Here is a 22,520-nt window from a genome sequence, read left to right on the forward strand (position 1 = left end):
AAACAGATCAGTGCGATCTGTTTTTTATTTTTCATCCTGGTTTGTCAAAATGATTGGACCGTCTTTTGTAATGGCGATGGTGTGTTCATATTGCGCCGAATACGTACCGTCCACTGTTCTCGCTGTCCAACCGTTAGCATCCATCTGGGTGAACAGCATCCCAATATTGACCATCGGTTCAATGGTGAAAACCATGCCTTCTTTGATTCGCGGGCCTTTACCGGGCAAACCGTAATGAGGTACGTCCGGTTTTTCGTGAATGGATGAACCAATTCCGTGGCCGATAAAGTCGCGGACAACCGATAGTCCTTCACTCTCCACATAGGTTTGAATCGCGTGGCCGATATCGCCAATACGATTCCCTGGCACGGCTTGAGCAATCCCGCGATATAATGCCTCTTTGGTTACCTTTAGAAGATGTTCGGTTTGTTCCGAAACTTCTCCGACTGCATAGGACCAGGCGGAATCAGCCAACGCACCGTTGTAATTGACAACCATGTCGATCGTGACAATATCCCCTTCTTTTAAAGGCTCTTTCCGGGGAAAGCCGTGGCAAATTTCATCATTGATGCTGGCGCAGGTGGCATATTCATATCCCTTATAGCCTTTTTGCTCGGGTGTGGCATTATGTTTTTTCAAAAACTGTTCTACGAATTGATCAATTTCCCAAGTAGTAATTCCTGGCTTAATAAGCTCCGCAATTTCCTTATGACAGGCGGCCAAAATTTCTCCTGCCTTTTTCATGGCCTCAATTTCACGCTGTGATTTTAGGACAATCATCTATGTTCCCCGCCTTTTTGAATTAATTTAATATATAATGAACATAATGGTGCGAATTGGTTAAAATAATGGCAACACCTCTTATCTTAACTCTATACGGATATTTTTTCAAAATTACTTTCTTATTGGGAAAATATTTATCATTTCCTTGGTAAAATTCATTTTTTTTGTCACAATTGCTTGTTCTTAATATGGTGCTTTAATTTTCTTTTTGTTAGAATATACATATAAATTATTTAATAGGTGTGTGAGGCTCAATGATAGGTGACCGCGTAAAAAAATTCCGCCAAGATAAAAGAATGTCACTGTCTGAACTTGCAGAGCAAGCAGGAGTTGCGAAATCTTATTTAAGCTCTCTTGAAAGAAACCTGCAAAAAAATCCTTCCATTCAGTTTCTAGAAAAGATTGCGGGTGTGTTAAATATTCCTGTTGAACATTTAATTCATGAACAGTTCGATAAAAGCGAGTTGGATAGTGATTGGATGAATCTTGTCAAGGAAGCGATGACTTCTGGCGTTTCCAAAGATCAGTTCCGCGAGTTTTTGGAATTTACTCAATGGCGGAATAAACAAGGAAAGAATTAAATGAAAACTCGCCGATTGGCGAGTCCGTTAGGAAGAAGACAGAGGCGTAGTTGAATTTATGCGTTAGGAAATTATAAAATTTCCTATTAGCGAAAAAAAGCATCCTACAAAATAATTAATTTTTGTAGGATGCTTTTTTTTCTGTTTCTGGACCCAGCGCTTTGTTTCCATTCAGGAAGTCCCGTACCTCTTCTACCGATAATCCCAGTTCTTTCGCTTCCAAGATAAGTGCAAGCCATTCGTTATCGATTATTTCCATTCGCCCAATCACCGTACTCATGTTATTTTCCTCCTAAAATACCTCTGTATTCCAGGCAGCTCGGCCATCCTAGTAAATCTCCGCACTTACCTTAGACCCGCAAGCTTTGCGTCCCTGCTTTTCAACAGGTTTGCCTTTTTCTGTTTACCTCCGACCTTGGGCCCCTGGCAATCTATTTCTCTAAGTTAGGCCTTAAGGCTTATTCTTTATGTAGATAGGTAAATTATATCTAGTTCTTTCCTAACAATGTGTTAGTTTTTGTCAATATTTTCAAATTTACGAACTCCTTTTTCGGACAAAACTCGCCAAACTTTTACAAAAGCCATCTCTTGCTATTATGATTAAAGGCAAATTTAAAAAAGAAAGAAGGAGATTTGGCTCGAAATCTCCTTCTTTTTAATGAAATTTTATAGAAACCCTCGCTGGGTGACACCTGTAGTAAAATATTTTTGATAAAAAGATATGAGCTTCTGTGAATTTAGTTCCGGGTTTACCGTTTCATTGGATTGAATCGTAATCAATGAACATGCCAGCCCAAGTTTGCAAGAATCCTCGGTATGGAGCCCCTTTAAATGCCCGAAAAGAATCCCGGCTGTGAGCGAATCCCCTGCTCCGGTGACATCGATGACCGGAATCTCCGGTGCGACCAATGCCCCCGCCCGGCCGTCTTTGGTAAAGTAGATTAACCCCTGGTTTCCCCGAGTGATGACAACACGCTCAGCACCCTTTCTCAAAATGACCTCCGCAGCCCGGAAGAAGTCACCTTCCGTACGGATTTCCAGATCAGATAGGGCTTCTGCCTCTTTATGATTGGCAATCAGCCATGTGACACCCTCTAGGGAGGCAGGCAGCTTTTTCGTTTTGGAAGCAGAAACCGTGGAAATGCATATTGGGATGTCCGCCTTTCTGCAGCTTTCAATTACTTGATGGATAACTGATATTGGAAAGTTGGTATCAAGGAAGACCATTTCCGAGTTTTGCAGGTGATGCCAATTCCTTTCCAAAAAAGATTCCTCTACCTCATCATAAATAGCCATATCGGCAAGAGCAACCGTCATCTCACCTTCCGTATCAAGCACCGCTGTATAGGTTCCGGTTGATTTTCCGTTAATGATTTTTGTAGGATTCATATTTACATAATCCTTCGTCTCCTGAAGGAGCCATTCGCCTTCAGTATCTTCGCCAATATAGGCTAGTAACGAAGTTGTGATTCCGAGGCGGCCCAAATTTTCAGCGACATTTCTCGCAACGCCACCCTTTGATTTCGTACTGACAGATGGATTGGATGTCCCGAACTTTAATTGATCGAGAACTTGAATTTTCCTGTCAATATTGGCACCGCCAATACAAAGAACCTTCTTTTCCTCAGGGAGCACAAAGGCACGGCCAATGATTTTGCCAGATTGAATCAAAGAGGAAATGATTATGCCAGTTTCCGCTTGGGACAAGCCTGTTTTCTCGGATATCTGCTGCTCGGATATAAACTGGTTCGACTTAACCATTTCCAAGACCATTGCTTCAAGATTGTTCATTGTCGGCACCTCTTCCAATCGGCATTTTTTCTACCTTAATACTATTACGATATAAATTGAAAAAATCCTTTTGGATAATTTCACCATCAAAAAAAGGAATGTCGAATAGAATTGAAATTACGCTAAATTATTATAACGAAAATATTTGTCTAAATTGTGACAAATAGAATATAATATTAACAACTTGAAAATAAACAAAACATTATTAATTTTCGAACAATTAGAAAGGAGTGACGAACAACCTTGACAGTCGTTCATGTTTTAAACTTTACCATTCCCATTGCGTTTATAGTGTTTGCGGGATTTATGCTTGACAAAATGTGCAAGCCGGCAAAATCAGAAGAAAAAGCTGGTGAAGAGTGATTTTAACCGACACATCTTCGTTCAGCTTTTTTTATTAGAATTTGTTACTTTAATTTATTTTGTATTTTCAATTCGTAGTTTTTAAATAGTGCGGAATTTGTTTTGGTTCCGCGCTTGGATATTACTTGATTATACCTAAGTAGTTTCTCGTTCAATTTCCGCACCAGTTTTTCTTTTTCACTGCTGTCAGCGCAGTTCTTAATTAGCTCATCAATCGTCAACATTTCCTTACGCAGATGATGTTCTTCCTCGGTATAGCCCGAATTTTTCAATATTTTGTAAACCATCCGCAACTCTTCCGGTATGCTTGATAAATCCTCGAGCTCAAGCGGTTTTCCAAATCCTTTAAGGTTGTCAAAATCCCCATCTCTGTATGCCTTTTTAATTCGATCTTCCGAGACAATATGAAACATATCCATACTTCGCCCCCCTTTTTAAGCATACCCACTATGTTTATTATAGCAAGATTGTCTATATAGCGGTAATGATTTTTCATTTGATTGGGAATGCTATCACCGAAGACGAAAGGAGTGTTGCAGTTGGCACGTGGACAGCATTTTAACCACAAAAACAGGAATCATCCGGGTGAATTCCCGAAAAACGCCTTTATGGCTGAAAAGAAAACGGAAGAGGCGCCTGGGGATGAAGAGCTAATCGTCGTCCAGGAAGCATTTAAAAATAGAATGGAAGAAGAAGAGCAGCGTCAGGACACCGGTCGCTGGCTTCCTGGGCAAACGGAGCAGGACTAGCTCTTCCGATTTAAAAAGGCTGCCCTGTATTGCGGACAGCCTTTTTCTTAGTGTGTCATGCTTCTAACGAATTGGGAGAATTCGATTGTTTTCAACCACTGCGTCAATTTTTCAATATCCTTTGAAAACACGCGGTCCTGCTTAATCGAAGTCACTTGCTCCCGGCCCTTTTCGTAAAAAGATTTGGTGTGAGCCGCCATCTTATCGACCCCGCGGTACTCGACAGCCTGCATCGCACAAATCATTTCAATTGAAAGAACTCGTCGCGCATTTTGGATAATTTGATACGCATGTCTTGCGGCGATCGTTCCCATGCTGACATGGTCTTCTTGATTTGCAGAAGACGGAATCGAATCGACGCTCGCCGGATGGGCCAACGTTTTATTTTCCGATACGAGAGCTGCTGCTGCATATTGCATGATCATGGCCCCGGATTGCAGACCGGGCTGCGGGCTTAAAAATGGCGGCAGATCATTTAATTGCGGGTTTACTAACCGCTCAATCCGCCGTTCTGATATATTTGCCAGCTCTGCCACGGCAATTTTCATAAAATCCATCGCCAAGGCAATCGGCTGCCCGTGGAAATTCCCGCCGGAGATGACTTTTTCCCCATCATCAAAGATTAATGGATTGTCCGTCGCTGCATTCATTTCGATCTCTAGTTTCTCTTTCACATAATCGAGCGCCTGCCACGATGCACCATGCACCTGCGGGATGCATCTTAATGAATAGGCATCCTGTACGCGCAGTTCGCCCTGCATTGTGGTTAACAGACTGTCGCTTAAATAGTGGCGGATCCTTGCCGCCGTATCGATTTGCTGCCGGTAGCCCCTCGCGACATGGACCTCTTCGGCATAGGCGTCAATGATACCGTTTAACCCTTCAATGGTCATCGACGCGATGAGCTCACTTTCATAAGCCAATTGCTCCGCTTCTAAGTAGCCGACAACGCCCATTGCCGTCATTGCCTGAGTACCGTTGATAAGCGCCAAACCCTCTTTGGCCTCTAGTGTCACTGGCTGGATTCCCTCCTGCTGCAGTGCTGTTGGTGCCTCCATCCGCTTTCCTTGGTAAAAAACTTCGCCCTCGCCGATTAACACTAATGCCAAATGGGATAACGGTGCCAGGTCGCCGCTTGCGCCGAGGGAGCCCTGCTGTGGAATCACCGGAATGATGTCTTTATTTACAAGGTCAATCAGTCTTTCAATCACCATCGGCCTAATTCCGGAATAACCTTTTAGCAGCGCGTTGGCACGAAGCAGCACCATTGCTTTCGCAACTACCTCCGGAAACGGTTCGCCGACACCGCAAGCATGGGAACGGATCAGATTAAGTTGCAGGTCTTGGACATCGGCTTGATCAATTAACACATCGCTAAACTTACCGAACCCGGTATTGATGCCGTACACAACCCTGCGTTCCGACACAATCCGTTCGACTGCCTCTCGGCTCTTTGCCGCCGCCTTCTTACTATCTTCCGATGCTCGAACCTTTTGCTTTCTGTATAATACATCCTTCATTTGCTCTAATGTTAAACTATTGCCTGTTAGTGTAATCATCCCATCCCACTCCTCTACCACTTTAGTAAAATAAAGAAAGAGGCTGGATTCCATTTCTAATCAGATTTGGAGTCCAGCCTCTATAATTGACTTTGCATTGATTTTTTGGCGATGCCGCATGTCTCATCATCCATTCGAAAAATTATTGCTTTGATAATAATTGTATGTGAAGCAACCTTGACTTGTCAATCGAATTTTCTGAATTTTAGCGCGATAGCACTTTAGCAGAATAACAAATAAAAGAGGACTACTATTTATGAAGCAGCCCCCTTTTATTGCGTTAATCAAATTTTAACCCTTTTAATGCTTCTGCCAGCGCATTATTCAAAGGTTCATCCTCTTTGTCTTGATTTTTTAGATACTTTTGTACAGTCCGCTTATCGACTTTCCCTTTAGATTCTTTGTTACGACGGGCTTGGAAAGCTGAGAGTTTTTCACGATAACCGCATTTGCAGGTGAAGATTTGACCCTCTCCTTCGCCACGCAGCTCCAGCTTTTTATGGCATTGCGGACAGCGTGCGTTTGTAACGCGGGCAACATTTTTTCGATGACCGCATTCTCGGTCTTGGCAGACGAGCATTTTGCCTTTTTTGCCATTCACTTCAAGCATTGGCTTACCGCAATCCGGGCAATTTTTCGTAGAAATATTGTCGTGTTTGTATTTTTTATCGCTTGCCTTAATTTCAGCAACGATTTCTTTTGTGTAGTTTTTCATTTCGCTGATAAACACTTCTTTTTTCAATTTGCCATGGGCAATTTGCTCAAGCTTTTGCTCCCATTCGGCCGTTAAAGCGGGTGACTTCAACTCCTCCGGCACCAAATCCAGCAATTGCCGGCCTTTAGACGTAATATGAATGTCTTTGCCGCGCTTTTCGATGAGGAACGAATTGAATAGTTTGTCTATGATGTCAGCACGTGTCGCGACAGTACCTAGCCCACCCGTGGATTTTAATGTCTCAGCAAGCTGTTTATTGCTTGTTTCCATGTACTTCCCGGGGTTTTCCATTGCCGACAGCAATGTTGCTTCATTAAAGCGCGCTGGCGGCGTGGTTTGCCCCGATGTTTGCGCAATCAGTTTCACGTTTAATGTATCGCCCTTTTCGATGCGCGGTAAAATCTGTTCTTTGATGTCCTCTGCCGCATCGTCATCTTCAAAATGATTTGCATATACTTCTTTCCATCCCATGGATAAAATGGTTTTTCCTCTGGCCACGAAGTTTTGATCACCGATTTTTGCCCGAAGCGTTAATTGCTCAAATTCGTGGGGCGGGAATAAGACAGCCAAAAACCGCTTAACGACCAAGTCATAGATTTTTCGCTCTTTATCCGAGAAGGCAGAGAAGTTTACATAACCTTCCGTTGGAATGATGGCATGGTGATCGGACACTTTGCTGTCATCGACAAATGCCTTGGTAGCTTTTATCGGTTTAGCTAAAATTTTATTGGCAAATGGACGATATTCTCCAACCGCGCATGCCTTCAACCGTTCTGGAAGCGTCCCGACAATGTCGGAAGAAAGGTAACGAGAATCGGTCCGAGGATAGGTTAACACCTTATGCTGCTCGTATAGTTTTTGCATGATGTTTAACGTTTCCTTGGCAGAGTATCCAAAGATTTTATTCGCATCGCGCTGCAGTTCTGTTAAATCATAAAGACCTGGTGAAAAAGACTTCTTCGGCTTTTTCTCAATTTCCGTTACAACGGCATTCTGTCTGCCTAACTTCTTTACAATCGCCTCGATTTTGTCTTTATCGAAGCTGCGGCTGTTTCCTTTTGGGTCCTGCCAAGTAAGCTTTAGTTGGTTGGATGTTTGGGCTTCGATGCCGTAATAGGTTTGCGGTTTGAAGTTTTTGATTTCGTCCTCGCGTGCGGCGATAATCGCAACAGTAGGTGTTTGCACGCGTCCGCAGTTTAATTGGGCATTGAACCTGGTGGTTAACGCTCTGGTTGCATTTAGGCCAATATACCAGTCAGCCTCCGACCGGGCGACTGCCGAGGCATATAGGTTTTCGTATGCTTTGCCCGGCTTCAAGTGAGAGAAGCCGTCTTTAATGGCCTTATCGGTAACCGATGAGATCCATAGCCGCTTTATCGGTTTATTGACCTTTGCTTTATCAATAATCCAGCGGGCTACTAATTCTCCTTCTCTCCCAGCATCTGTCGCGATGATGATTTCGTTGACATCATTTCTGACAAGCTGGCTTTTAACGGCATTAAACTGTTTTCCAGTCTGCTTAATGACGGTCAATTTCAACCGCTCCGGCAGCATTGGCAGGTCTTCCAATTTCCATGTTTTATATTTCACATCGTAGCTTTCCGGGTCAGCCAGCGTGACCAGATGCCCCAGTGCCCACGTCACAATATATTTATCGCCTTCAAGGAATCCATTGCCCTTCTTATTGCAATTGAGCACACGTGCAATATCACGGGCGACTGATGGTTTCTCAGCAATTACGATACTTTTGCTCATAAGTAAATACATCCTTTCAAATTTCCGTACGTTAACTATAACATACGTGCTTATGACAATGTAACTTGGGGGGGATGGCTCGTGCCCGTCCTGTTGTTTTTTTCTTGTGTAATCTTCTGCGAGAATAGTATGATGTATTGGCAAGCAAATGGAAATGAGGATACTAGTATGAGAATAAGAGATTGGGACTCGAATTTAAAGGTCCGCCTGTTTGGCGAGGCGGCGATGAATATTACCTTTTGGATGTTTTTTCCGTTCTTGGCAATTTATTTTGCCGAAGCCTTTGGAAAAAATAAAGCTGGATTTTTACTCGTTTTTTCACAAATTTTCTCTGTGGTTGCCAACCTGATGGGCGGTTATTGCGCTGACCGCTTCGGCCGGAAGCGAATGATGGTGCTGTCGGCAATCGGACAGGGGCTGTCTTTTGTTGTCTTTGCGTTTGCAAGTTCCCCTTGGTATCAGTCGCCATGGGTCGGGTTTATCGCGTTTGCTGTTGCCGGGGTTTTCGGTTCGTTTTACTGGCCGGCCAGCCAGGCGATGGTGGCCGATGTCGTCGAGGAAAAACATCGAAGCCAAGTTTTTGCCATTTTTTATACCTCAATCAATATCGCAGTTGTTATTGGTCCAATTTTAGGCGGAATATTTTATGCCCGCTACCGCTTTGAGTTATTGCTGATTGCCGGCATTGTTTGTATCGCACTCGGCTTCATTCTGGCAAGGTGGACAAAGGAAACGGCACCTGTTCAAAAAGCAGCCGTGTTATCTGGAGGCGGAAAGTGGTATCAATTTTTGCTTAATCAGCTGAAGGATTATTCGGTGATTGTAAAGGATAGAACATTTTTGCTGTTTATTGCGGCAGGTGTACTGGCTGGGCAGACGTTCATGCAACTGGACCTATTGCTGCCTGTTTATATCAAGGATGTTATCCATAATCAAAGTCTGTTTTCTTTCGGAGATTGGTCATTTAAAGTGGGCGGCGAGCAGGCCTTTGGGATTGTACTGGCAGAAAATGGCTTCCTCGTGGCGTTATTGACGGTTGCCGTAACCAAATGGATGAGCCGTTATAGTGAAAGAAACGTGTTTGTGCTCTCCTCGGTTATTTACGGTGCTTCATTGATCATTTTCAGTCAAACCCAATGGATTTGGGGCTTAATCATGGGGATGGCTGTCTTTACTTTTGCGGAGCTAATGGGGGTCGGGCTTCAACAGAGCTTTGTTTCGAGAATTGCCCCAGATCACATGCGCGGCCAGTATTTTGCGGCATCAAGCCTGCGCTTTACCCTGAGCCGAACGATTGCCCCGCTGTCCATCCCAATGACGGTGTGGATCGGCTACAACTGGACCTATTTCGTTTTGTTTATTCTAGCGCTGCTTAGCGCTGCTTTATATTGGCTGATGTTCTATTCGGCTGAGAAAAAGTCGATGAAATTGGGAGCTTAGCGGGGAGCTGGCTTTCGGACTCGGACATTTCTGCTGCTTTTTGCAGTGGTTTTGTCCAAAGTTAGCTCGTGTTCGGACATTTTTGCTTCTTTCCGGGTTGATTTTGTCCGCAGTTGGCCCGTCTGCGGACATTTTCACTCCCTTCCGAACCCGTTTTGTCCGCAGGAATCTCCGCCGTGTGCTCAACTAACAAATAAAATAGCACCATGATTCCTTTTAGGTAACCATGGTGCCAAATTTTTTAAAATGCCCAATTTCCTCCACGGAACACTGGTTCAATTTTCCCATCAGACGTAATGCCGTCGATGTCCATATCAGCGGAACCGATCATGAAATCGACATGAGTGATACTTTCATTCAGCCCATTCTCCTTCAATTCTTCGGCCGACATCTTCTTTCCACCCTCAATACAAAAGGCATAAGCGCTGCCGATTGCCAGATGGTTTGAGGCATTCTCGTCAAACAGTGTGTTAAAGAACAAAATGTTCGATTGCGAAATGGGCGAATCGTAAGGAACCAGCGCGACCTCGCCGAGATAGTGCGAGCCTTCATCCGTATCAACAAGGCGCTTCAGCACCTCCTCGCCTTCCTCCGCCTTCACCGAAACAATTTTTCCATTTTCAAAGGTGATCGAAAAATTGTCAATGATATTACCGCCGTAGCTAAGCGGTTTTGTGCTGGTCACTGTGCCGTTTACGCCAGTTCGGTATGGAACGGTAAACACCTCTTCGGTCGGCATGTTAGCCATAAACTCTACACCATTTTCATTGACGCTGCCGGCGCCCACCCAAAGGTGATTTTTCGGAAGCTCGATGGTTAAATCTGTACCTGTCGCTTTGTAGTGAAGTTTGGCATAACGTTTCTCGTTCAAGTAACTGACCTTTTCGTGAAGGGTTTCGTCGTGTTTTTTCCAGGCTTCAACCGGATTTTCAGAGTCCACCCGCACCGCTTTAAAAATCGCATCCCAAAGCAGCTCTACTTGTTTGTCTGCCGGTGCATTCGGGAATACCTTAGCAGCCCAGACCGGAGATGCCGCCGCGACAACAGTCCAACTGACTTTGTCAGATTGAACGGCCTGGCGTTGTTTGATCAATGCCTTGCCGGCCGCCTTCTGGAAGTTAGCAATGCGCTCGGGATTGACTCCCTTTAACAGGTCGGGGCTAGAGGAAACAACAGACATAAGCGCCGCTCCCTTTTCCACCAGGTCTTCCATTTCCTTGGCGCGCCAAAGCGGATATTCATTGAAAGCCTCATCAGGGGCAAGCTCGTACTTTGTTCTTGTGACCGTATCGTCAGTCCAGTTGACAATGACATTATGGGCTCCGGTCTCATAGGCTTTTTTCACAACCAAGCGAACGAACTCGGCTGCATCCAACGTGGCGTTCACCACTAACGTTTGCCCCTTTTGGATATTTACGCCGACCTTGACCGCAAGCTCGGCATATTTCTCAAGGTTCTTTTGAAATTCACTCATATGTATTCTCCTTTTTTCAGAATCTTTTATATTGTAACTTTTATTGTTGGAAAAATAAACAAAAGGCAAAAAAACAGCAGGGTTTTGTTAAACCCTACTGCAGTTTACTTCCCCACTTCCCTCATCCGCTGCTCTCCCAAGCTTCCCTATGGTTTATAAATCACCGTTCCGTCCGGCTTTTTAGCAATTTCCTCACGCATTTTTCTCAACTGTTCCATCGGGTCGGACGGAATCAATTTCCCCAATAAATTCCCCAGTCCCAAGGTATTCAGCAAGCTCTCCTGAAGCTTGACAACAATCGATGTGACAGAGCTGTTAGTCGGACAAACCTGATTTAATGGCACTTTTTTGGCAAGTGCTTCGTCAATCAATACCAATCCGAGTTCCTTGGTAATCACGCCACCGGATGCTTGCACCTGCTGACAAACGGTTTGCACGGTCTTTTCAACCGCTTCGGTTGTTTCGCTGACAACAGGTTCCAGCTGCTCGAGGACAGGTTCAAGCGGCTTTAGCACCGGCTCTAATGGCTTCAGGACTGGCCCAAGCGGCTTGGTTACCGGTTCAAGCAACCCAACCACGGGGTCAAGCACGGGCTTTATTGGGTCAAGTACCGGCTTTAATGGATCCAGTACTGGGTCGAGCACTGGTTTCAACGGGTCCAACACCGGGTCAAGCCCCCCCACTACAGGGTCTAACGGCTGCAATATCGGGTCAAGCGGATTAGTGACTCCGCCAATCACCTCATCAAGCGGGTTGGGAATCAATCCAATTGGGCCGGATAAATCTTCGGAGGCAGTCCCGTCCTCACATGTCAGCGGCAGATGTCCCGCCGATATTCTCGCAATCTCTTTTTTCAGCTGTTCAAGCGGGAGTCCCGCCAAATCTTGCAGGACTTTCAGCTGTCCCGGCTTTTTCGGTCCTACACTACCAAATACGGTATTTAATGTCAATTGGTCGATTACGCTGTCGTCCGATTTCATATAATGGGCAACCATGACGACATTTTCCATCCCCAACGCAGGGACTGTTTCCGTTGCTTTTACACAGGCTCCCTTAAACGAAATCGCCGATGCATCTACCGTCATCCCATAAACCGTTACTGGCCCCTTTGCTTTTAACGTAATACTGACAGGACCTTTATCGGAATGAACCTGCTTCGTCAATTTCATTCCATAGATGGTGGCCGAATTATATTGGAACCGGAGCATCGGCTTTCCATCGTTTTTCGAAGTTTCCCTCGTGACCAATGAAGCTGTCATTCCCGAACCTACAACCCGGTCCGCCTCAATTATAAACCCTTCTGTATCCCTTTCTTCTGCCTTAATACCTTGACTGAATAAACCTGCTGAGGACACCAGGAGTGCAAGACTGCAACAAATCAACATGAATTTTCGTTTCCACCACATAGACTACTCTCCTTTAGAAGGTGTGTACTGACTCTTCTATCGGGTTGGTACGGGTGGATTTCGCCTTAGCCGGCCCCAACTGCCAGGCCGTAAGCAGCGAACCGCCGATAATACCCAAAATCGTTCCGAAGAGGAAACCGCCCAATGCCCCAATCACTGAAAGAATCGAGAGAAAAATCGTCATAATTCCGAGAATCCGTGAAGCATTTGGAAAAATAAACGCAAGTATCCCAATCAAGATAATCATGCCGCCGAAAAATAAGCCTATGATAGCAATCGACCCCGGCAGGAAGGTGCTTAGATAAAGGTTTAATGGAATCCATAAAATCATCAGGCCGCTGATGACGGTCAAGAGCGCGCCCCAAAGCGGCCGCTTTTTCCGCCATGTTTTTAACCCCATCTAACTCGCCCCCTTATTTCTTTATTCGTTCGACAGTCAACTTCATTCCGTTCATATTAATTGTTTTTTGGAACAGGTAATGCGTTTTCAATTTCGCATTTTCCAAAACAATCGTTGACGATGTTTGCTGGAATTGCTTTTGCCAATCGCTGCTATTATTTTCCTCCAACACCAGATTTTCGAACTTGGCGTTGGCCTCGATTAGGCCAGCGTCATGCTGCAGCCCGCTAATTTGCACCGGCTTGGAAGCGGTAATTTTAACGCGAATCCACTCGCCGCCGACTTGAAAGTCCTTATAAAGCTGCAAATTATCAATGGTCAAGGTTTCAATAATATTGGTTCCCTGCGGGGCAGAATCAGAGCTGCTCGTTTTTCCCATCTTCGGGTAGAAGGTATACCCTTTTCCTACTAATTTATCAAACTCAACATAAAAGTCCCCTACCCCCGCAATTGGGACGGCATAGGCGACCCCCGAAACGCCAAATGATACCAAAAGCAGACCTAGCGTTAAAAATCCTGAAGCCAGTGCTGACCAAAATACCTTTTTACTCGTAGTACCCTCCAATGGTTGAACTGGATTCTCCATCATACTCCCCCTCTTAATCTGAAAATTAAAAAGATTCACGATACGGTATAGTACTATTATAGGGCTTTGATGAAAAAATTTCCAATATGTCGGTAGTAGTAAAAAAACAGACCAACATATGACAAGGGTACTATATTTTTATTGCCGCCGTTCTTAAGCTCAAAACCAAAAACAGAACGGAAGCCGCTGTTAAGGCCTTAAGGAATAAGCATATTTCCGATATTGCGGTAAACGTGATAAAACGTTAAAATTTAGCTATTAGCTTGTAACGGAGGTAGCTTCTATGTGGAATGAATTCAAGCAGTTTGCGATGAAAGGGAATGTCATCGACCTCGCTGTCGGGGTAGTTATTGGTGCAGCGTTCGGAAAAATCGTCTCCTCTCTTGTAGATAATATCATCATGCCAATCATTGTTTTAATAACAGGAAAGGTGAATGTCGAGGACTTGGCCTTTAAAAGCATTAAATATGGTGCCTTTCTCCAAAATGTCATCGACTTTTTCATAATCGCCTTCACTATTTTTCTGTTTGTGAAATTTCTAAACCGGTTTAAAAAGAAGAAGGAAGAAGTGAAAGTGGAAGTAAAGGCCGACCGTACCGAAGAACTGTTGGCTGAAATCCGGGATCTGTTAAAAGAAGATAAAGATTTTTTACGAAAAAATGAAACTCACTGATGACTTGTACGTATAATTTAAGTGTAAGATACCAATTATGAGGTGAAGAGAATTGTATACACAAACATCATCTACTCAATTTATGCCTTCGGTGTTGCGGACATTTGCCTTATCTCTTGCCGTCGCCTTCGTGGGCACGATGGCCGGAGTTTATGTCCCGCCGGCACTATTTATGCCATTGGCAATTTTGGAACTGGTTATGATTATTGCAGCCGTGTTTTTTAGACGGAAAAAAGCCATTTCGTATTCTTTTCTTTATATTTTTACGTTTATCTCGGGTATAACGTTATATCCGATTGTCGCCTATTACGCATCAACTGCTGGGGCAAATGTTGTTGTCATGGCCTTCGCGACGACCACGATCGTTTTCTCGGGCGTTGCTGTCTACGCGGCCAAATCAAAACGCAACTTCTCGTTTCTGGGCGGATTCCTGCTCGCTGCGCTTCTCGCGTTAGTGGCAATTGGAATCTTTAATATTCTCTTCCCGTTAAGCTCAACCGGCATGCTGGCCTACTCCTTTATCGGCGTGATGGTATTCAGCGGCTACGTGCTCTTTGATATCAGCAGAATGAAGCATTATGGCGTACGGGCGGAAGATGTGCCATGGATGGCCTTAAGCCTGTATTTGGACTTTGTTAACCTATTCATCAGCATATTGCGTATTTTTGGGATTTTGAATAGCAGAGACTAATAATGTAAAAGGAGCATGGGGCGTCCCCATGCTCCTATTTATTTTCAATTAGTTCCAGACCGCGTTGAATAAGTTGTTTGATTGACGGACTCCAGACCGGTCGTTCTAGTGCCTTTACTAGCCCGGAAATGTTGGGATTGTTTTTTCGAATTGTTGATAGAGTTCAAGTATTTCAATCCTTAGCAGCCAATCACGGAGGTAATCGAGGCCCCGACTGCCATGTCATAGGTGCCCCAATCAGGCTGAAACAGGATTTGATCCTTATAGGATACGGTGCAATCCTGAAACGAGATTAAAATGGGGCTGCCATTGACAAGATGAAGCTTTTTAACGATTCCGTCCACTTTGATACCGCTTTCAAAGTTTAAGCTCGTTTTACGATTTTCCTAGATTCCTAAATCGTGTAATTGTTTTTCGTTACAATCCTCGAGTGCTTGCCGTCCTTCTAATCGTCCGATTGGTGTCCCAAAGTCCTTCCGATGGGTTTCAGTGCCGTGTCCGGCTAACTGATTGTCATCATAGGATAAGGCTGTAGGTCCCTTGGTCCGAAAATAGATGGCTTCCCCGGCATCATCCTTACAAATTTCTCCCACTATTCCGGTTACCTGCAGTCCGGAGCAAAAAACAACTGTGGCGGTGCTGTCTGTTCTTAATGCGTTTTCAAGACTTTCGGTCCCGCCTTTACGGAAAGCCATCGTCCCCGCAAAATCATCAATCTTGGCGACTAATTCCTCAAAGTTTTTGCAGACGAATAACTGCGGCTGCGGCTTGGTTACATCATATGGGGTGTTGATACATTCTTCAACCGAAAAAGGTATTTTTCTTACCTTGGGGGCTAAGCAGCTTTGGCTTTCACCGACGGATGACAGAAGTCCGGCCCCATAGATTTTCGGGTTATCAAGCTCACCGATTAACCCGTATTCAACCGTCCACCAAAACAGCCGGGAAACCTTGTCCGCTTCGGTTAATCCCTTGACCTTTTTTCGCGCCTCCGCCACCAGATTCTCCGCCTATTTAACCTGCTCTAGGGTTGATTGGGGATCCTCGGCAACTATGGTTAAGTTCCGCACCGCCTTGAATACCTCAAGCTTTTCCTTGCTCGAAAGCGCCTTTGCGCCCATTTCGCCGATTTTGCGGACAAACTCACGGTAGGATTTATCTAATAGTATCGGTGCATGCCCTGCCGCTTCATGGATAATGTCCGGCGCCGGCGTATAGGCAATATTTTCGATTTTTCTAATTTCAGTCGCAATAGGCAGGAGCCCGTTTTGTAGAAAACCATAGAAGGCTGCCCCTGGAATCAGGCCGTCAATCGTCACAGCCCCCCAACCAACCTTTGCCAGACTCTCATTCATTTCCTCAACTTTTGGGATTGATTCAATATTGATACCCGAGTTTTCCAGGCCATTTACATAGGCCGAATGAGCAATATTTTTTAAGTAATAATGATTTTGCCGCATGACAAACCGCCATACCGCGTGATTAATCGGTGTATACTGTTGGTAATACTGCTTCGAAATGAATTGTTGCAAGTGGGCAGGAATCTTTTTGGTCACCGCAATTTTCCCCTTTTTCTAAAAATTGTTATCTATAAAATAGTATTCTATTTGGTGGCGGGAAAGTCCTTTCATCTTAGCGCTCCATTGTTTTTGGATATAACCCTTTTAAAAGCACAGTTACCCCAATTTTTTTGCAGACAGTGACGTAATGCATCAGCGTCATTAGCACGGCCCCGGTATTCATGCCGATGATGACACCGTTCATGCGCCATTCCGGCATCGACCCAAGCCAAAGGATAATCCCAAAGCTAATGACCGTGGACCAAATAATATGGAAAAAGGCTTCTTTGATCATATCGAGGCCAATCATGAACCCCTGCAGCGGCATCACGAAATAATGAAACAGGAAAAAGGGCCAGAGCAGCTGCAAATAGACGGCGGATGTCGTTGATTTAAAAAATAGCGACGTCAATTGCGGCGCAAAAATATAAAAAATAGTCACAGCGGCAACGCCATATCCAACGGTTAACAGCATCGACTGCTGTAGCATTTTTTGCAGTGAAACATAATCCCGCTCGGAATAGGTTTTTGAGACGGCAGGAATCAGCACAATCAACAGGGAGTGGGCGATAAAGGCAGGAAAAAAGCCAATCGACATCGCCACGCCCATCAGCATACCGAATTGTTCCGTAGCAATCGTTCCGGTCAACCCGGCATGAACCAAGGCCGCCTTTATAATAAAAGGTTGTATCGCACCCGTCAATGCGGAAAACAGGCGCATTCCTGTCGTCGGAATCGAGACGGCCATTAAATTTTTTCGGACAATTTTTCGATTTAAATTGGAAAAAGGCTGTCTTCTTATCGTTTGAAATTGAACGATGAACATGAGAATCAAATAAAGGAACACCACGATTTCACTGGCAATCAGCACCGAAATGGACACTAACAGGGAGGATTCTGAGTTAAATTCAAAAAAACGGAATAGCACAAACAGACCTGCAAGCTGAACCATTTTTCTTAAAAAATTGGAGACGGCAATTTTCCCCATTTGCTGGCGCCCCATAAAATACCCCCTGGCAACAGAGGTAAAAGAAATAACCGGAATCAACAGCAACACGAGCCATCTGATATACGGATGATAGCCATTAAATACAGAAATAAACGGGAGCAGCGCCGCCCCGACCAATAGAAGAATAATCGTGAAGGTAATTGTCACGGTAATGGCATGGTGGAGGATATTGCGGTGATAGCGATCCTCCCTCTCGGCAATGAATTTGGAAATCGACACCGGCAGTTCGAAGCTCGCCAATAGGGCAATTAAAAATATAGTAGGCAGGATTGTCATATAAAGTCCCAGCCCGTGTGAACCAAGCTCCCGGGCCAGAATCATGTTCACCAAAATCTCGATTCCTTCTCCCAAAAAGGCAGTCGCTGCCAGAAAGATAATCCCCTTGTAGTAAATAGCCATGATCCCTGTCCCCTTTCTTTTATAAGATTATGAGACAAGTTCGTTATTTAGTAGGGGAAGATTTTTTGAAATTAAAAAAAGGCTGATTTTTCAGCCCTTTTTAAAGTTATTTAGTCAACGAATGCTTAAACGCATAAATAACCGCCTGGGTGCGGTCCTGAACGTCCAATTTGCTCAAGATATTGCTGACATGGGTTTTGACGGTTTTTAAAGCAATAAATAATTCGTCAGCGATTTCCTGATTGGTTTTTCCTTCGGTCATCAACAGCAATATTTCGAGTTCGCGGCTGGTGAGGTCTTCGTGTGGCAGATGCTGTGTTTTCTGGCGCATTTTCAACATCATTTTTCCCGTAACCTCTGGCTCGAGAACCGATTGGCCGTTGAAGGTATCACGGACTGCTTTGGCGATTTCGCTCGCCTTGGACGTTTTCAGCATATAGCTGGTTGCTCCCGCCTCGAGTGCCGGATACACCTTTTCATCATCGAGGAAGCTTGTGACAATGATGATTTTTGCTTCCGGCCACTGCTCGATAATTTGCCGGGTCGCTTCAATCCCGTCCATTTCCTTCATGACCAAATCCATTAAAATGATGTCTGGACGGAGCTCAAGCGCCAGCTCAACTCCCTTTTTACCGTCAGCTGCCTCCCCGACCACTTCAATATCGGGCTGTGCCGACAAATACGCTGATACGCCGATTCGTACCATTTCATGATCATCGACAAACACTACTCTAATCATCTGCAACCTCTCCACTCTCTACTACTGGGACCTTCACTTCCAGCCTCGTCCCTTTATTTTTTACACTGATGACCTTTAATGTACCCCCAACCTCAACGGCCCGTTCATGCATGTTTTGCATGCCGTAGGAGCCGGCTTTGGCTTCTTCCACTTCAAAGCCAATCCCATCATCGACGATTCGCATAATAATCAGATCGTCCCGCTTAATTAACAGCACCTCTAACATGCTCGCCTTCGAGTGGCGAAGCGTATTGGAGATGGACTCCTGGAGAATCCGGAACAAATGGTCCTCGACCCCTTTATCAAGCGGAAATTCTTCGACCTTCCATTTAATATCCATCGTCACCTTTTGAGATAATTCGATTAACAACTCCTCGATTCCTTCCTGGAGCGATTTATTCTTTAACGCGACTGGTCGCAGGTGCAACAATAGTGCCCGCATTTCCAGCTGTGATTGGTGAATCATTTCCTCAACCATTTTCAACTGTTTCGTTTCAAAGTTTTCCTCGGACAATTCGCGGGTTTCATTGATTGCCGACATCATCATCGAGGCCGCAAACAATTGCTGGCTGACCGAGTCATGCAATTCGCGGGCGAGCCGGTTTCTTTCCTGTTCAATGAGTTCTTGAATTCGTGATTCCTGATCCTCGACTTTTTCCGTCGCCAATCGCTGTGACAGCTTCGCCTGCTCAGCAATCTGCTTCCCGAGTTTCTCAATTCGTACGGCAATCGTCTGCATTTCGGCAACGGGAGGATTTATTTTAAAATCGACATGCTTTCCTTCCTCGAGCTGATGCAGCGAGTTTTCAATGAACCGAAACTGCTTTCTCCAGTAAAAACCGGAGAGAGCACCGAGGAGAATTCCCATCGCAATGCTAAACGCCGGAATGAATAAGGCGATCGGAATATCCATGAAATGCTTTGTCCACAATTCGGACCAGCTATTCAAGGGGAACACATAGGTAAAAACCCCGGTTACCACGATGGCTATCAATACGGACAATCCAATACTCCAGACAATTTGACGCCCCGCTGCACTCATATCCGGGTCACCTCTAAATTCCCGACGATGAGCGAGGTAACGATTTTCACCTTTTGCTCGGCCTGTTCATACCCAGGTGTTCTTAATTGAAACGATTGATTAAACATTCTTGGTTCTTGGTTTTCAAACACCATGGCCGAACCGACCAGACAGGAATGCTGAACGCTCGCTTCATATTCATAAGGAACTAATATTTGCACATTACCGATTAGGTTTCGGATAAAAATGACCGTTTCACCCTTAGGCAGCATCGTGTAACTTAGGTCAATTATTGTATCGCCAATCCCCGCCTGGATATTGACATCGTTCCATTCGTAAACCCCGGGCGGTGTCTTTTGCTGGCCAAGAAATATATTTTCAAATAATGGCTTCGTTTTGACCAGGGTTTCCTGCTTAGGCGTATCCCCGGGCTTGCTGAGATTGACTGTCATTTTCTGAGGCTGTTTTTTCGAATTCAGATATTGTATAAAAAAGTGCAGTAAAATCGCCAATAATAAAAATCGGAACGTCATCATGCTAAAGACATTGACGACCAGGAAAGCAATTCCCCCGAAAAATAGGAGTTTGCTGAGCTTTTTCTCCGGTTTCCGGCGGCCAAGATAAATCATTCCGCCCGCGATAAAAAGGGAGAAAATAAGCCCCTCGTTGAAAAAAAGCAGCTCTAATAACAGTACAGCAAAACCGATAAAAACCAGCCATCCGGTATAATCATTCTTATTATTTTTAAACATTGGCTCACCCTCCCTTTTTACCGTAATTGTTTATCGGAAAAGAGGCGCTTCGAACCCCTCGCGCCTCTTTAAGAATACCATTTTTCGATATTAAATGGACTTGCTTTCATCCAATTTTGCATTTTTTTCTAAATCCGCAATTCTCGCATCAATCGTGCTGCGGTAATAGTTGCTGTTCACTTGATTCTCCAAGCCGTCTAAATAACTTTCAATTTCATTAAACCGCGAGTATGGTTTATCGGAATAAGCATTGGAGTCAAGCACCTGGTTCATGCGCAGGTTGGCGCGGGTCACATTTTCGCGGCCCATTAACTCCATCCGTCTTAGGTGCATATCTTTGAGCTTGTGCTTCATTTCCTCATACTTTCTTTCCAATTCGCCGCACTGGGCTTTCACTTGCTCAAGAGATGCGCCTAGGCGTTGGACACGGCTGGCAAATTGTTGATGCTCTGCTTCTGCAAATTGGTAAAGCTCAATTTCGCCCGCCTTTTGAGCAATCTCCGCTTGGTACTTGCGTTTTTCCGCTAATTCCAAGGCCTGCTGATATTCCCGTGCAAATTCATCCTTTAATTTGTACTGGCGCTCAAGCAGCTTGCGTACCTTTTCTGTTTCCTGCTCGGACTCGCGAAGATACTGATTAAGCAGCGCAATCGGATTTTGCTTCTCCTTTTGGTCAAGTGCATCATGTAAATCAGCTAACACCGTGTTTTTAATTCTTGAAAATATGTTTGTCATGTTCATTCTCTCCTTTTTAAAATTAGATTGGTTATTCATTTCCAAATTTTGTTGTGAGGTTCTGTAATTTTGTTGTGAGGTTCTGTTATTGTGTTGTGAGCCCCCAAAACTTTGTAGTGAAATCCAACAAATTTGTCGTGAACCGCAAAGTTTTTGGTGTGAACCTTCTAGTAATGTTTCATTTCATTCCACTGCTTTTCAAAGTTGGCAAATGGATCGGATTCTTCTTTGATAACCGTAGATTTGGTTCCGTTCCACTTTTTGTAAACGAGGTAAAGGACATATGCTGCAGCAACACCGATGATAGCCGGTGTATTATGAATGGAAGCCATCAGGACGACAAAACCGATGATGGCCAGCCCGACCTTTGCCCAAGTTGAATCGGCCTTGACGAACTGTTTGAAGATGTAATATAGCAGCACCAGGCTGACGGCCAACCCAACCAGCGGACCGATCGTTGATAACAATATGACCGCTGCGATACCTCCCGCTAACAATAAACCAAATTTTTTCATTTGTTATTCACTCCCTTTCTCTTTCTTGATTTCATCTTACCTTTTTTCCACGCTTCCCATAATTGCGCCTGAGCTTGATTTTTGACTCGGTCTCGAGACGTAGAAAAGGTCAGTCCCTTAAGCCTAAGCTTAAAAAACTGACCTTTTTTTCGTTATTTTGAGATAAACATCTGCACCCAGTAGTGGCCATAGGAACCGCCTTTGGCATAGCCGACGCCAATACGGGTATTCTTGCTCAAGATATTGGCGCGATGACCGGAGCTGTTCATCCAGGATTGGACAACCGCTGCAGGTGTAGTCTGCCCGGCAGCGATATTCTCTGCCGCGGAACGATAGCTGATGCCAAATGCCTTGATCATGTCAAATGGGCTGCCATAGGTCGGGCTTGTGTGGCTGAAATAGTTTTTATCACGCATGTCCATTGCCTTATAACGGGCAACCCGTGACAGTTCCCAATCTGCCGTCATCGGCGGCAGGCCGTTTTTCGCCCGCTCCTGATTGGTTAGCTGTATCACTTGATTTTCGATTGACTTTGCCCCGCTGATATCCGGAATCGTCACCTTTTGCCCAGGATAAATAAGGGCTGGATTTTTAAACTGGGGGTTGGCCGAAATAATTTCCGAGAGGCCAACCTGGTACCTGACGGCAATTTTCCAAAGCGAGTCACCCGGCTGGACTGTATAAATTTGCTGGGCAAACGAAACGCTTGGAATGCAGAACAGAGCCAATAAAAACATGAAACCGAACCAAAAGGATTTTTTCATTTTTTCGCCTCCTCCGAATATATATTTTTGATTTCTGACCCAAAATATACAAATCCAAAAA

General features: G+C 44.7%; 22 protein-coding genes, 1 pseudogene and 1 riboswitch. Of the genes and pseudogenes, 5 read left to right on the forward strand and 18 right to left on the reverse strand.

Translation table 11 applies throughout. The features are described from left to right. Positions 1–24: 24 nt before the first annotated feature. Complete coding sequence (gene map / locus M3234_RS08535) at positions 25–780, reverse strand: type I methionyl aminopeptidase (protein ID WP_262304318.1); 756 nt, start codon at positions 778–780, stop codon at positions 25–27. 257 nt (positions 781–1,037) lie between these two features. Here map and M3234_RS08540 point away from each other — a divergent pair, with 257 nt between their 5' ends. Beyond that, positions 1,038–1,364, forward strand: coding sequence for a helix-turn-helix domain-containing protein (locus M3234_RS08540; RefSeq protein ID WP_262304319.1), 327 nt, complete (start codon positions 1,038–1,040; stop codon positions 1,362–1,364). 115 nt (positions 1,365–1,479) lie between these two features. On the opposite strand, the gene M3234_RS08545 is transcribed toward M3234_RS08540, so the two are convergent. From M3234_RS08545 to M3234_RS08555, 3 genes are all read right to left on the reverse strand, one after another. Beyond that, complete coding sequence (locus M3234_RS08545; protein ID WP_311315632.1) at positions 1,480–1,644, reverse strand: anti-repressor SinI family protein; 165 nt, start codon at positions 1,642–1,644, stop codon at positions 1,480–1,482. 30 nt (positions 1,645–1,674) lie between these two features. Further along, a riboswitch (cyclic di-GMP riboswitch) is annotated at positions 1,675–1,768 on the reverse strand. Between the two features lie 262 nt (positions 1,769–2,030). Then, positions 2,031–3,155, reverse strand: a complete 1,125-nt coding sequence (locus tag M3234_RS08550) for a carbohydrate kinase family protein (protein WP_262304320.1) — start codon at positions 3,153–3,155, stop codon at positions 2,031–2,033. Positions 3,156–3,562: 407 nt separating this feature from the next. After that, positions 3,563–3,937, reverse strand: coding sequence for a DnaJ family domain-containing protein (locus tag M3234_RS08555; protein ID WP_262304321.1), 375 nt, complete (start codon positions 3,935–3,937; stop codon positions 3,563–3,565). Between the two features lie 120 nt (positions 3,938–4,057). Between M3234_RS08555 and M3234_RS08560 the strand changes: the two genes are divergently transcribed. After that, complete coding sequence (locus M3234_RS08560) at positions 4,058–4,267, forward strand: hypothetical protein (RefSeq protein ID WP_262304322.1); 210 nt, start codon at positions 4,058–4,060, stop codon at positions 4,265–4,267. Between the two features lie 47 nt (positions 4,268–4,314). On the opposite strand, the gene hutH is transcribed toward M3234_RS08560, so the two are convergent. Both hutH and M3234_RS08570 read right to left on the reverse strand, forming a co-directional pair. Beyond that, a complete protein-coding gene (gene hutH, locus M3234_RS08565; protein ID WP_262304323.1) occupies positions 4,315–5,826 on the reverse strand; it encodes a histidine ammonia-lyase in 1,512 nt (503 codons plus the stop codon). A gap of 280 nt (positions 5,827–6,106) precedes the next feature. Further along, positions 6,107–8,296, reverse strand: a complete 2,190-nt coding sequence (locus M3234_RS08570; RefSeq protein ID WP_262304324.1) for a DNA topoisomerase III — start codon at positions 8,294–8,296, stop codon at positions 6,107–6,109. A 168-nt stretch (positions 8,297–8,464) separates the two neighbouring features. Between M3234_RS08570 and M3234_RS08575 the strand changes: the two genes are divergently transcribed. Continuing rightward, on the forward strand, positions 8,465–9,736 hold the full coding sequence (locus M3234_RS08575) for an MDR family MFS transporter (RefSeq protein ID WP_262304325.1): 1,272 nt from the start codon (positions 8,465–8,467) through the stop codon (positions 9,734–9,736). 241 nt (positions 9,737–9,977) lie between these two features. Here M3234_RS08575 and M3234_RS08580 read toward each other — a convergent pair whose 3' ends face one another. The 4 genes from M3234_RS08580 to M3234_RS08595 all read right to left on the reverse strand — a co-directional run bounded on the left by M3234_RS08580 (position 9,978) and on the right by M3234_RS08595 (position 13,605). Further along, positions 9,978–11,210: an aminopeptidase gene (locus M3234_RS08580; protein WP_262304326.1), complete on the reverse strand. Its 1,233-nt coding sequence runs from the start codon at positions 11,208–11,210 to the stop codon at positions 9,978–9,980. A 146-nt stretch (positions 11,211–11,356) separates the two neighbouring features. Then, positions 11,357–12,616 (reverse strand): hypothetical protein, encoded by a 1,260-nt coding sequence (locus M3234_RS08585; RefSeq protein ID WP_262304327.1) that lies wholly within the window; start codon positions 12,614–12,616, stop codon positions 11,357–11,359. A 13-nt stretch (positions 12,617–12,629) separates the two neighbouring features. Next, complete coding sequence (locus M3234_RS08590; protein WP_066306125.1) at positions 12,630–13,016, reverse strand: DUF6114 domain-containing protein; 387 nt, start codon at positions 13,014–13,016, stop codon at positions 12,630–12,632. 13 nt (positions 13,017–13,029) lie between these two features. Continuing rightward, the gene (locus M3234_RS08595; RefSeq protein WP_262304328.1) at positions 13,030–13,605 is read right to left on the reverse strand and encodes a DUF6230 family protein; all 576 of its coding nucleotides are present in this window, start codon (positions 13,603–13,605) and stop codon (positions 13,030–13,032) included. Positions 13,606–13,885: 280 nt separating this feature from the next. On the opposite strand from M3234_RS08595, the gene mscL reads away from it, so the two are divergent. After that, positions 13,886–14,275, forward strand: coding sequence for a large-conductance mechanosensitive channel protein MscL (gene mscL, locus M3234_RS08600; RefSeq protein WP_066306135.1), 390 nt, complete (start codon positions 13,886–13,888; stop codon positions 14,273–14,275). Positions 14,276–14,357: 82 nt separating this feature from the next. Continuing rightward, positions 14,358–14,966 carry a Bax inhibitor-1 family protein gene (locus tag M3234_RS08605; RefSeq protein ID WP_396953937.1) on the forward strand — a complete coding sequence of 203 codons (609 nt, stop codon included), beginning with the start codon at positions 14,358–14,360 and terminating at the stop codon, positions 14,964–14,966. 191 nt (positions 14,967–15,157) lie between these two features. Here the strand turns inward: M3234_RS08605 and M3234_RS08610 are convergent. From M3234_RS08610 to safA, 8 genes and pseudogenes are all read right to left on the reverse strand, one after another. Next, positions 15,158–16,522, reverse strand: a pseudogene (locus M3234_RS08610) (aromatic amino acid hydroxylase); the annotation flags it as partial. A 76-nt stretch (positions 16,523–16,598) separates the two neighbouring features. Next, entirely contained in the window at positions 16,599–17,933 is a 1,335-nt protein-coding gene (locus M3234_RS08615) for an oligosaccharide flippase family protein (protein ID WP_262304330.1), read from the reverse strand. Positions 17,934–18,039: 106 nt separating this feature from the next. Further along, entirely contained in the window at positions 18,040–18,672 is a 633-nt protein-coding gene (locus M3234_RS08620; protein WP_262304331.1) for a response regulator transcription factor, read from the reverse strand. Further along, the gene (locus M3234_RS08625) at positions 18,665–19,714 is read right to left on the reverse strand and encodes a sensor histidine kinase (protein ID WP_262304332.1); all 1,050 of its coding nucleotides are present in this window, start codon (positions 19,712–19,714) and stop codon (positions 18,665–18,667) included. The genes M3234_RS08620 and M3234_RS08625 overlap by 8 nt, the downstream gene beginning before the upstream one ends. Then, positions 19,711–20,445: a cell wall-active antibiotics response protein LiaF gene (gene liaF / locus M3234_RS08630; RefSeq protein ID WP_262304333.1), complete on the reverse strand. Its 735-nt coding sequence runs from the start codon at positions 20,443–20,445 to the stop codon at positions 19,711–19,713. Before liaF ends, M3234_RS08625 begins: the two co-directional genes overlap by 4 nt. A 90-nt stretch (positions 20,446–20,535) precedes the next feature. Then, a complete protein-coding gene (locus M3234_RS08635) occupies positions 20,536–21,180 on the reverse strand; it encodes a PspA/IM30 family protein (protein WP_262304334.1) in 645 nt (214 codons plus the stop codon). 167 nt (positions 21,181–21,347) lie between these two features. Further along, positions 21,348–21,695, reverse strand: a complete 348-nt coding sequence (locus tag M3234_RS08640) for a lmo0954 family membrane protein (RefSeq protein WP_262304335.1) — start codon at positions 21,693–21,695, stop codon at positions 21,348–21,350. A gap of 152 nt (positions 21,696–21,847) precedes the next feature. Continuing rightward, the gene (safA, locus tag M3234_RS08645) at positions 21,848–22,459 is read right to left on the reverse strand and encodes a SafA/ExsA family spore coat assembly protein (protein WP_262304336.1); all 612 of its coding nucleotides are present in this window, start codon (positions 22,457–22,459) and stop codon (positions 21,848–21,850) included. Between the last annotated feature and the right edge of the window lie 61 nt (positions 22,460–22,520).

It is taken from the genome of Neobacillus niacini (genome assembly GCF_023715785.1).
In the GTDB taxonomy this organism is placed as follows: domain Bacteria; phylum Bacillota; class Bacilli; order Bacillales; family Cytobacillaceae; genus Neobacillus; species Neobacillus niacini_E.